9 protein-coding genes are annotated in these 11,789 nt (G+C 40.6%); 2 read left to right on the top strand and 7 right to left on the bottom strand.

What is annotated here, in order from left to right:
- Window positions 1-62: 62 nt before the first annotated feature.
- From NO346_RS02765 to NO346_RS02740, 6 genes are all read right to left on the bottom strand, one after another.
- Complete coding sequence (locus NO346_RS02765) at window positions 63-1,136, bottom strand: cation diffusion facilitator family transporter (protein ID WP_000094607.1); 1,074 nt, start codon at window positions 1,134-1,136, stop codon at window positions 63-65.
- Between the two features lie 16 nt (window positions 1,137-1,152).
- The gene (locus tag NO346_RS02760; RefSeq protein WP_007479719.1) at window positions 1,153-1,692 is read right to left on the bottom strand and encodes a nuclear transport factor 2 family protein; all 540 of its coding nucleotides are present in this window, start codon (window positions 1,690-1,692) and stop codon (window positions 1,153-1,155) included.
- A 10-nt stretch (window positions 1,693-1,702) separates the two neighbouring features.
- On the bottom strand, window positions 1,703-2,086 hold the full coding sequence (locus NO346_RS02755; RefSeq protein WP_005060897.1) for a hypothetical protein: 384 nt from the start codon (window positions 2,084-2,086) through the stop codon (window positions 1,703-1,705).
- 76 nt (window positions 2,087-2,162) lie between these two features.
- Window positions 2,163-3,644 (bottom strand): efflux transporter outer membrane subunit, encoded by a 1,482-nt coding sequence (locus tag NO346_RS02750; protein WP_005060895.1) that lies wholly within the window; start codon window positions 3,642-3,644, stop codon window positions 2,163-2,165.
- The gene (locus tag NO346_RS02745; RefSeq protein ID WP_213686731.1) at window positions 3,641-6,805 is read right to left on the bottom strand and encodes an efflux RND transporter permease subunit; all 3,165 of its coding nucleotides are present in this window, start codon (window positions 6,803-6,805) and stop codon (window positions 3,641-3,643) included. The genes NO346_RS02750 and NO346_RS02745 overlap by 4 nt, the downstream gene beginning before the upstream one ends.
- Before the next feature lie 3 nt (window positions 6,806-6,808).
- On the bottom strand, window positions 6,809-7,990 hold the full coding sequence (locus NO346_RS02740) for an efflux RND transporter periplasmic adaptor subunit (protein WP_023187985.1): 1,182 nt from the start codon (window positions 7,988-7,990) through the stop codon (window positions 6,809-6,811).
- 450 nt (window positions 7,991-8,440) lie between these two features.
- On the opposite strand from NO346_RS02740, the gene NO346_RS02735 reads away from it, so the two are divergent.
- On the top strand, window positions 8,441-9,445 hold the full coding sequence (locus NO346_RS02735) for a cation diffusion facilitator family transporter (protein WP_023187986.1): 1,005 nt from the start codon (window positions 8,441-8,443) through the stop codon (window positions 9,443-9,445).
- A 40-nt stretch (window positions 9,446-9,485) separates the two neighbouring features.
- Entirely contained in the window at window positions 9,486-11,174 is a 1,689-nt protein-coding gene (locus tag NO346_RS02730) for a hypothetical protein (RefSeq protein WP_023187987.1), read from the top strand.
- Between the two features lie 224 nt (window positions 11,175-11,398).
- Here the strand turns inward: NO346_RS02730 and NO346_RS02725 are convergent, their stop codons facing one another.
- Window positions 11,399-11,713, bottom strand: coding sequence for a helix-turn-helix transcriptional regulator (locus NO346_RS02725; RefSeq protein WP_023187988.1), 315 nt, complete (start codon window positions 11,711-11,713; stop codon window positions 11,399-11,401).
- Between the last annotated feature and the right edge of the window lie 76 nt (window positions 11,714-11,789).

Below are 11,789 nucleotides of genomic sequence, written 5' to 3'. Positions count from 1 at the left end.
AACTTGGGTACCACTTGTGACTAGATAAGCACCTATATTAGGAATATTTAACCTTTTTAAACTCAGTGTTCTGAATCCTTTGGTATATTTTCAATAATGCAATGATGAATATCATCGTGATTGTTGAGTGATGTTTCAGCCTGAATAGTGACATGCTCAATACCTAGATTTTGTATGACATTCTCCAGATCATGTAAGAGTATCTGCACTTCCTGCATACTCATTTCTTCACTCACAACAATATGGCAGGATAAAATATAACGTTTACTTGTCAGACTCCATATATGTAAATCATGTACACCCTGAATTCGCTGGTCTTGAAGAATGGTTTCTTTGATTTCTGCCAAGTCAAATTTTTCTGGTGTACCCTGCATTAAAACATGCGAAGCCTTTACTACAACTGAATATCCACTGCGAAGAACAAGTATTGCAACTAGAACACTGGCTAAAGTATCTGCCCAGGCCCATCCAAAGAAGTAGATACATAGCGCAGCAGCAATTGCGCCAATAGAACCTAACAAATCACTGAGTACATGCAGGTAAGCACCTCGCATATTCAAGTCGTGTTCGGTATCACTACCTTTAAAAATCATTACTGCAACAATGATATTAATCAGCAATCCAATACTAGCAACGATCAACATCCCTTGTACTTCAATATGTTGTGGTTGCTGAAACCGTAGAATTGCCTCAATAAAGATATACAGTGCGATACCAACCAGTGTAATACCATTCAATGCAGCAGCCAGTATTTCAAAGCGTTGATAGCCGTATGTTTTATTTTTGGTAATCTGTTTTTGACCGATAAAGACTGCTGCAAGTGCAATACCAAGTGCAACAGAGTCACTCAGCATGTGGCCAGCATCCGAAATCAAGGCCAAACTATTGGTAATAAAACCACCTATAAATTCCACTGCCATAAAAATGGTAATCAGTAAAAAACTTATGGTCAGAATTTTTTTATTACTCGGGATATGGCTGTGGTCGTGATCATGATGATGACCACCATGACCGTGATGGTGTCCTGAGTGATCATGGTTGTGTTTATGGCCGTTACCATGACTATGCTTATGCCCAGAATGATCATGTTCAGAGTGTTTATGCTTGTGATCTTGTGTATGGTTGTGCGAAGACATTTTATAGCATTCCTGATTATGGCTCTAACTGACTACGCAATGGATGATTGTTGTAGTAATCACCGATGTATGTAATCTTATTATTTTTAACCTCAAAAAATGAAGCACCTTTAAAAGTGATTACTTTTGCGTCTTTTTTACCAGACTGGTCTTTTTTATTGAGGGTTCCCTGAAGCTGCCATTCGACAGCAACCTTATCACCAACAATGAGTGGCGGGGATGTAAGCGTCATCTTCCGATCAGGAATGACTGTTAATAAAAACTTGGGTACCTCAATTACAGATGCTGTACCTTTACGGGTTTCTTCATTACTTGTATTGAAATACTCAACATTCGGGTCAAGAACTTTAGTCAGGTCATCTGGCTGCGTACCATTCCAGATATTAAGATAGCTCTCCACGGTTTCCAAAGCTGTATTGATCGGTGCTTTTGCATGCGAAATTGAAGCTAATCCTAACGTCATAAGAATGAGTAAGAATGTCATGAAAAAAGGCTTTGATTTTTCCTCTTGACCATCAAAATCTTGCTTCAATTGATTGATATAAATAATGTTCATCACATTCACCTTAGACTTGAGTAAGTTCATCAGCGATCCGTTCGGCATCTTCCCTGGTATCGACGATTTCATAAGGTATGCCAAATGCCTTTACAGCCATTTCCGTCATCTTTCTGATGGCAACTCTTTTTTCCTGATCAGGTTCAATGCAGATAATTGCCTTACACAACTGATTAAGTTCATCTTTATGGTTTTTAAGCCAAAGACCACGTTGTTTAAAGTCTTCAGGTGTTTCTTGCATTGATAATTGATCATAAACAATCACAAACGGACTACTCATTTCCAGGAACTCCTGCATTTCCAACTGCCATTGAGGTGAATAGCCTGGAACTGCCTGATCTTGCTTAAACTCAACAAATGGGAAGTTTTCTATATCATGGATAATAAATTTCATTTACATGACCTCATATTCTGTTTCATCTTTTCAGGAATTCATCTCTTTCCATCAAAAGATGAACTCCATCGATGTGCTATTTCAAAGATTTACGTTCAATCTGTACGGTATGTTCATTCCAGCCTCCACCTAATGCCTTGTAGAGGTTGACCTGATTATTCAGGCGTTCCAGGCGGGTCTGTATAAGTGCCTGCTGAGATGCGTACAGTGTTCGTTGTGAGTCGAGGACTGCGAGATAATTATCTTCACCAGCATCAAAACGTAAGGTTGCCAACTTATGAGCATCCTGGCTGGCCGCAATCATTTGCTGCTGCGATTTGATCTGTTCATCTAGCGTAGATTTGCCAGCCAGCCCATCAGCAACTTCACGAAAAGCTGTTTGAATAGATTTGTCATAGTTGATGACTTCAATCTGCTTCATGATATGTGAGCGATCCAGATTTGCCTGATTTAAACCTGCACTAAATATGGGCAAGTTAATCTTGGGCATAAAACTCCATGCACCTGTACCTGCATTAAATAGATTATCCAGACTGGAACTTGCCGTACCCGCCGAACCCGTTAGGGTAATGGATGGAAAAAATGCTGCACGGGCTGCTCCAATGTTTGCATTCGCAGCCTGAAGCTTATGTTCTGCGGCACGAATGTCTGGACGACGTTGAAGTAGATCCGATGGTAAACCAACTGGTATATCCTGTATGACAACCTGATCAGGAATTTTTGGGGACTGGTCCAATTGGACCGCAAGTTCCTGTGTTAATGGCGAACCCAGAAGTAACACCAGAGCATTACGATCCTGTGCAGTAATACGCAAGAATTTTGCATAATTGATTTGTGCTGTGCGCAGTCCTATTTCAGCTTGACGTAAGTCAAATCGGGTTGCATTACCAACATCAACAAGTTTCCTGGTCAAGTCATAGGATTTCTGCTGTGTCGCCAAAGTCGCCTTGGTTAAACCTAACGTTTCCTGATCGGCCTTATAGACCAGATAAGCATTAGCAACTGCGGATACCAGACTTAACTGTGATGCTGTCTGGACCTCTTTAGAAGCCAAATAGTTCTGTAAAGCCTGATCACTCAGACTGCGTACTCGGCCCCATAAATCGATTTCCCATGCGACCGAAGTAACACCAACCTGATACATGCGGGGGTTATAAGCAAGATCAGACGGTAAACGCTGACTGGCTGACTCTGCGGTAACACTCACATGTGGTAAACGGTCAGCACGACGAATACGATACTGTGCTTCTATCGCCTCAACATTTAAAGCTGTCACCTTAAAATCATGATTGTTTTTCAATGCATGATCGATGAGTTGGAGCAAGACAGGATCGGTATAAAAGTCACGCCAGCCAATATCGGCTGCGACTGTTTGCTTTCCATTGTTCACTTGCCGCCCTGGATAAGCTTCTCCTGTTGGATAGTGTTCCGACATAGGAGAGACAGGTCGCTCATATATTGGTGCCATTGAACATCCTGCAAGAATAGTGGCAATGGTTAGTACACTCATTTTCTTGAGGAAAGTGTATCGGTTTAAATGAAGTGTTAAATTTTTCATTTTGAACCCTCCTGTACGATTGCTTTGGCCTGTTCTCTACGCAGAATAAAATTACGAATGACGACATAGAAAATTGGTGTAAACAGTAAACCAAAGATCGTCACGCCTAGCATTCCAGAGAAAACAGCGATACCCATTGTATGACGCATTTCTGCACCAGCACCTGTGGCTAATACCAGTGGTATCACACCAGCAATAAATGCAATTGAGGTCATCAGAATTGGGCGTAATCTTAATCGGGCTGCTTCAAGTACCGCATCAAAAGGATTCAAACCCTCATCCTCTTTGGCTCGGGCAAACTCCACAATTAAGATGGCATTTTTTGCAGCAAGTCCCACCAGAACAACAAAGCCAATCTGGGTAAAGATGTTGTTATCACTACCAGTTACCCAAACACCTACAATCGCAGATAACAAGGCCATTGGTGCAATAAGTAATACTGCAAAAGGCATTGACCAACTGTTGTATTGAGCTGCAAGGAAAAGGAACGCCAAAATAATTGCTAGAGCAAAAACCATGACCGCAGTATTGCCTGTATTCTTTTCCTGATAGACCAGATCGGTCCATTCATAGGTCATACCTTGTGGCAATGTTTCCTGCACAATTTTTTCAATTGCGGCAGTTGCCTGACCAGATGAATAACCTGATGCAGCGTTACCACTAATATCGGCTGATGGGAAACTGTTATAGTGCATAACACGATCAGGGCCAGAACTACGCTTAATCGTGACAAAGGTCGAAAGCGGAATCATGTCTCCCGCTGCATTTCTCACCTTTAACAGATTAATGTTCTCTGGTTGCATACGGAATGGGGAATCTGCCTGAGCAATTACACGATAAGTACGACCAAACCGATTAAAGTCATTGATATAGATTGACCCCAGATTGATTTGTAGTGTTTCAAAAATATCGGTCAGTGGTACACCTTGTGACTTCGCTTTTACACGGTCAATATCAACTTCAATCTGTGGAGCATTTGCCTGGAAACTCGCAAGCATACCGACAAGTTCAGGCGTCTGAGAGGCTTTCGCCATAATCTCGCCCTGTACACGTGCCAGTGTTTCAAAGCCTAAACCAGCCCGATCTTCAATTTGTAGCTTGAATCCGCCCATAGAACCTAAGCCAGGTACTGGTGGTGGTGGAAAGATGCCCGCAAATCCGTCAGGAATCTGACTGAATTTACCCATTAATTTTCCAGCAATTGCTCCTGCTGATAATGAGGGGTCCTGACGAGCCTCAAATGGATCAAGCATGGCAAACATCAAGGCAGAGTTTGGTACATTGACTGGACCACTTGGTGTAAAGCCTGGGAATGCCATGACGCTTTCCACACCAGGTTCATTCAGTGCAATTTCCGTCATCTGTTTAACTACAGCTTCTGTGCGGTCTAAAGATGCGCCTGTAGGTAACTGGGCGATACCAACTAGATAATACTTGTCCTGTGCAGGAACAAAGCCTTGCGGCACTTTGTTAAAACCTAACCAAGTTAGGCCAAGAAAACCTACATACAAAATCAGCATGATGGCACTTAAACGTACCCCCTTGCGGACTGCACCTACATATTTGTCCGATGCCTTATCAAAGAACCGATTGAATCCTCTAAAGAACCAACCAAATAAGCGTTCGGTTAAATCACGTTTTTTATTTCCAGCTTGATGTGGTTTAAGCAAGATACCTGCTAAAGCTGGTGAAAGTGTTAAAGAGTTGATTGCAGATAAGATGGTTGAAATCGCAATGGTCAAGGCAAATTGGCGATAGAACTCACCCTGCAATCCTGTAAGAAATGCCGATGGAATAAATACAGCAGATAAAACCGCAGTAATCGCGATAATTGGCCCTGTCACCTCAGACATTGCCTTACGGGCAGCTTCTTTTGGTGATTCGCCTAATGCAATATGCCGTTCTACGTTCTCCACCACCACAATTGCATCATCGACCACAATACCAATCGACAGTACCAGTCCAAATAAGGTCAATGTATTTAGGGAGAAGCCGAAATAATACATAATTGCAAACGTACCAATCAGTGAAACGGGAACGGCAATTAAAGGAATAATGGATGCACGCCATGTTTGCAGGAACAGGATGACAACAAGCACAACCAGTGCAATGGCTTCTAACAGAGTGGTAATGACTGATTTCAAAGAAGCTTTTACGAAAATATTTGGATCATAAGGAATTTTATAATCCACACCGTCAGGGAAGCTTTTCTTCAATTCTGCCATCGTTTCACGGACTTCACTTGAAACATCGAGTGCATTGGCACCTGGTGTCATAAAGATTTGTAAGGCAGATGTTGGCTTACCATCCAGTAAAGCTCGCATGGTATAAGCATCAGAACCCAGTTCAATTCGTGCAACATCTTTCAGGCGTGTGATTTGTCCAGTGTCACCAGCTTTAACCACGATTTCACTGAATTGCTCTTCAGTGGTTAAACGTCCCAGCGTATTAACAGTAACTTGATAGGCCGATGTTGTATTTGGTTGTTGACCAACAGAACCCGCAGCAACCTGCATGTTTTGTTCACGAATGGCTGCAACCACATCATTGGCGGTTAAACCACGGGCAGCCACTTTTTCAGGATCAATCCAGACACGCATCGAATATTCACCAGCACCACCAATCTCGATATTTCCAACACCTGGTAAACGTGCAAGCTCATCACGCACATTTAACAGTGCATAGTTGGACAAATATAGTGGATCATGATTCTTGTTGGATGACACCAAATTGATGACCATGAGAATATCGGGTGAGGTTTTTTCAGTGACCACACCAATGCGTTGAACTTCTTCAGGTAAGCGTGGCAATGCACGAGAAACCCTGTTTTGTACCTGTATCTGTGCTTTATCAGGGTCTGTACCCTGTTTAAAGGTGACGGTCAGTACCATCTTGCCATCGGCTGCGGTTTGAGAACTCATATACAACATGTTCTCAACACCGTTCACGGCTTGTTCCAGAGGGGAGGAAACCGTCTCGGCAATGATTTTGGGGTTGGCACCAGGATAACTTGCCATGACCTGTACAGTCGGTGGTGTAATGGCTGGATATTCACTCAATGGCAGTTTAAACAGTGATAAAGCACCGAGAATGACGATCAGCACAGAGATCACGACCGCAAATATTGGCCGATTAACAAAGAAATGAGGGAAATTCTTCATGGCTTATTTCCCCTGTGCGGCACTTTCAGTCGGAGTAGGCGTTTGCATTGGAACGATATTTGGCTTGACCTGCATTCCTGGGCGAACCAGCCCTTTAATAATGACTTTATCGCCAGTTTGCAGACCACTGCTAATAATCCGCAATCCATCAACGACCGAGCCAAGTGTTACAGGCCTAAATTCAACCGTATTATTCGAACCAAGAACCAGAACAAAATTATTGCCCTGATCTGTACCCACCGCCTGATCATCTATCAGAATGGTGGACTGTTTATTTCCAGTGGTCAGCTTAACTCTGGCAAACATACCTGGTGCTAATTCACCTGAATCATTGGTAATAGATGCCCTAACCCGTAGCGTCCCTGTACGCTGGTCAATTTGAGTACTTACAAAGTTTAATTTCCCTGTATAAGGATAAGTTTCTGTATTTGCCAATCCCATTTCGATTGGCAAGTTGAATTGTCCAGATTTATTTTGTCCCTTTAGATTGAGAAAGGTTTTTTCATCAAGGTCAAAATAAACATACAGCGGATTGACTGAAACGATGGTGGTTAAGGCTGTGGCATTGCCTGTATTTCCACCTGCAATCAAGTTACCACTGGTGACAAGAACACGGTCAATACGTCCTGAAATCGGTGCTGTAATATTGGTATAAGATAAATCCAGCTTCGCTGCACTGACGGCTGCCTGAGCCTCCTGTACTTGAGCCTGACGGTTATTTTTGGTTGCCAGTGCATCGTCATAAACCTTATTGGAGACGGCACCACTTTCGACCAGTTTATTTGCCCGGTTAAAATCCAGAACAGCCTGGCTATACTGAACCTCTGCTGCTTTCAGTCGTGCCTGGGCTGTCTTCAGAGCAACCTGAAAAGGTGCAGGATCAATTTTAAATAATACCTGTCCCTTACGAACATAACTGCCCTCAGGAACACTAACACTATTAATGACACCACCGACTCGGGACTTGATTTCAACGCTTTGTGGTGCCGATAAGTAGCCTGTATATTCGGCAGTTGGATTAAGTTCTTGTGTAATTACTTCCGCAACTGGAACCTGAGGAATAGGCATTTGAGCTGAACTAGCTTGTTGCTTGGGTTGATCCGATATATTTTTTGCTGTGTACAGCAGACCACCTGAGATAGCAATCACTACTGCTACAGCAACCGCTGTCATTCGTTTTTTCATGATATTCACCTTTTATGCAAAGCTACATCACTCTGGATAGGTTTCTGTAGCAGTTGCACACATGCTAATGTTTCCAATAATTGGAAGGTCAATAGGGTGATCTGAATAGATTATACAAATGAACATATATTTATATGAATTATTAAAAAGTGAATTTCTATAAGTTTAATAGTCCGTTTTTTCAGCTTTATAAAACATACCTCCGTCTATGGAAATTAAATTCATGCAATATCCCTCCAGTATTAGACTGTCAAATTATTCATTTTATCCTAAGTAGAAATTTCTCTTAGAATAAGTAAAAACAGTATTACTTTAGAAAATTTGATTCCCTATTAGCTCAAAAATGGCACATGCCATTGATTATATTAAAATTAATAAATTAAATTTGACAATTTTTACATATGAACATATATTCATATGTAAAAATATATACATGTTAGGTTTTTATACATGAGTAATCAACGCGATCACAATCATAAATGTCATGATCATTCGCATGAAGGTCATGATCATTCGCATGAAGGTCATGATCATTCACATGTTCCTGATGTGAGTAACGGAAACGAAAGAAAAATTCTGATTTCGTTTTTTATCATTTTCGGGTTCATGCTTGTAGAAGCCACTGGAGGAATCATCTCTGGTTCACTCGCACTTCTGGCTGATGCAGGGCATATGCTTACAGATGCCGTTGCCTTAGGTTTAGCTTATGCTGCCTTTCGTTTCGGTCGCCGCATTGCAGATAATTCAAAAACATTTGGATACATGCGATTCGAAGTTATTGCTGGCTTAATGAATTCTCTTACATTATTCGCAATCGTTGGATGGATTATTTATGAGGCTATTGAACGCTTTCAATCACCTCAACCTGTCATGGCAGGACCGATGTTTATCGTTGCTATTATAGGTATGCTCGTTAACTTATTTGTTTTATGGTACTTAACAAGAGGCGATACAGAACATGTCAATGTTAAAGGAGCTATTCTCCATGTAATGGGCGATTTACTCGGCTCTGTTGGAGCAATTATTGCTGCCATAGTGATTTGGTACACAGGCTGGACTCCTATCGATCCAATTTTATCTGTTCTAGTTTCTTTACTTGTACTACGCAGCGCATGGTCTTTATTTAAACGTACTCTTCATATTTTACTTGAGGGTGCTCCTGAGAATGCTAATGCCCAAGAGATCACTGAATATCTTTTGAAAAATGTAAGTGGTATTGAAAAAATTACCCATATACATATTTGGATGATTACATCAGGTAGATCTATGGCAACGTTGCATGTCAAACCCAAAGATGGAGTTGACCTCGCGACATTAACTCTCAACATTGAGAATGAGCTAAAATCCAAATTTTCTATTGAACATCCAACTATAGCCATTGATTGGCAAGGCAATAGTACTTGTAGCTTAGAAAACCCAACTCAAATTGATCCACACGCTGGACATAATCACTAACCTTAAATCTTTATTGTTATTCACTGATGAGGAGACTTTAATGTCTGATAAATACTACAATTTAGGAGATTACCAGCGTCAAATAACTACGTCATCTCCTGATACTCAACTTTGGTTTGATCGTGGCTTATTATGGACATATTGTTTCAATCCGAGTGAAGCCATAAATTGTTTTAAGAAAGCTCTAGAACATGATGCAAAATGCGCAATGGCTTATTGGGGCATCGCCTTTGCATCTGGTCCAAATTACAATAAAGCTTGGCATTTATTTGATCCTTCAGACTTACAGAATACCATTCCATATATTAATGAAATTATGGAACAAGCAAAGTTAGCAGCGACTCATAATGCGACACAATTTGAGAAAGATTTAATTGATGCCCTTGCTCCACGCTTTCCAAAACACGTGACTATAGATGAACAAGACTTTCATGAGCTGAATTTTGCATATGCTCAAGCTATGAGATCATTTTATGAAAAATATTCTAATGATCTTGATGCAGCTGCAATGTTTGCAGATGCACTCATGTGCTTGAGCCCTCGTAAATTGTGGGATTTAGATACCGGTGAAGCCATAGGTTTAGGTACAGTTGAAGCTAGAAACGTGCTTGAAGTTGCTTTCACTAAACCTGGGGCAAATCGTCATCCTGTAATTAATCATCTCTATATACATTTAATGGAAATGTCACCTTATCCTGAAGTTGCATTGCCAGCTGCTGATAACCTTCGTAATTTATCACCTGATGGGTCACATTTAGCCCATATGTCCACACATATTGATAATGCATGCGGAGATTGGCGTCGAGTGGTTTATTCTAATCTTGATGCAATCGCAGCCGATGAAAGATATTTTTCTAGAGAAAAGAATCCAGGTGGTTGGAATATCTTGTATCGCGTTCATAATTTAATGGTAGGTGCTTATGGTGCAATGATGGCAGGTAAATCACAGGAAGCGTTATTTATGGCTCATCGTATCAATGACATTTTAACACCCGAAGTACTACATATCACTACACCGCCAATGGCTAATTTAACTGAAAGCCATTGCACAACACTACCACATGTTATGATTAGATTTGGCATGTGGGAAGATATTCTGAAACTTGAGCTACCTAAAGATAAAGGTCTATATAGTTCCACAACCGCAATGATTCACTACGCAAAAGGCATAGCATTTGCTTCATTAAGAAGAGTTAAAGAGGCCGAAAAAGAAAGAGAGTCTTTTATAAAAGCAGTAGCTAATGTATCAGAAGAGCGCTTTAACTCTATACCTGTTAAAGAGGTCGAAGCTTTAAAAATTGCTGCCAAAATGATTCATGGCGAAATTGAGTATCGTAAAGGTAATACGAAAGAAGCATTCGCAATCTTGCGAGAAGGCATTAAATTAGAAGATGCTCTTCCTTATTGTGATCCTCCAGCTTGGTTACAACCAGTTCGGCATGCATTCTGCGCACTTAATATGGAACAAGGAAACTTTGAAGTAGCAGCCCAAGAATATCGGATTGAACTGGGGCTAGAAGGTGACCTTGGACGTCGCCGAATTCGCCCTAACAATGTATGGAGTCTTCATGGACTTTATGAGTGTTTAGCAAAACTAGGTCTAGAGAAAGAAGCTCGAGATATTTCGCTGCAACGTGATATAGCACTTGCCTCGGCTGATATTAATATTGAAGCATCCTGTTTCTGCCGATTAAGTGCATTTGAAGATAACACTACAAGTTGCTGTTAAAAACAGATAGCACTTTCCTCAAATAGATATCAAGGCATATAGCTAGACATTTCTTAATTATATGCCCTTGATCTTAACTTTTTGTAGATGATACTGATAACTTAAATAAATGCATGATATATTTCTTGTTTAGAGTAATAAAAATAAAGAATTCCTATAACCCTCTTTCCCCTTAAAGTTATTTAATTTAGATATTTTTGCAATACATTACGTACTACTATAAATTAGTGCTCCTCACTAATATGACTTGCCATATCTAATAAAACCTGACTAACATGTAAATCATCAATCTCATAAAATACTTGTTTAGATTGTCTTTCGCCTTTGACTAAACGAGCTGAACGCAATAAACGAAGATTATGACTGACTAAAGATTGGGATAAATCAAGAGCATCACTGATTTCACCTACTGAACTAGGCCCCCGCATACAAAAAAGTAGAATTTTAAGTCGTGAAGCATCACCTAATAGCCGAAATGTTTCAGCTAAAGACATAATCTCATCTTGAGATAATGGTATCGGGTGATTATTAAAATTCATACTAATACTTAAATTCCTATTATTTAGAAAATATATATGTTTACATATTCTACCCTTGACCTTCCCATAATGGCAA

Source organism: Acinetobacter sp. 5862 (genome assembly GCF_024494585.1).
Lineage (GTDB): Bacteria > Pseudomonadota > Gammaproteobacteria > Pseudomonadales > Moraxellaceae > Acinetobacter.
This window is presented reverse-complemented; position numbering and strand designations above follow the sequence as displayed.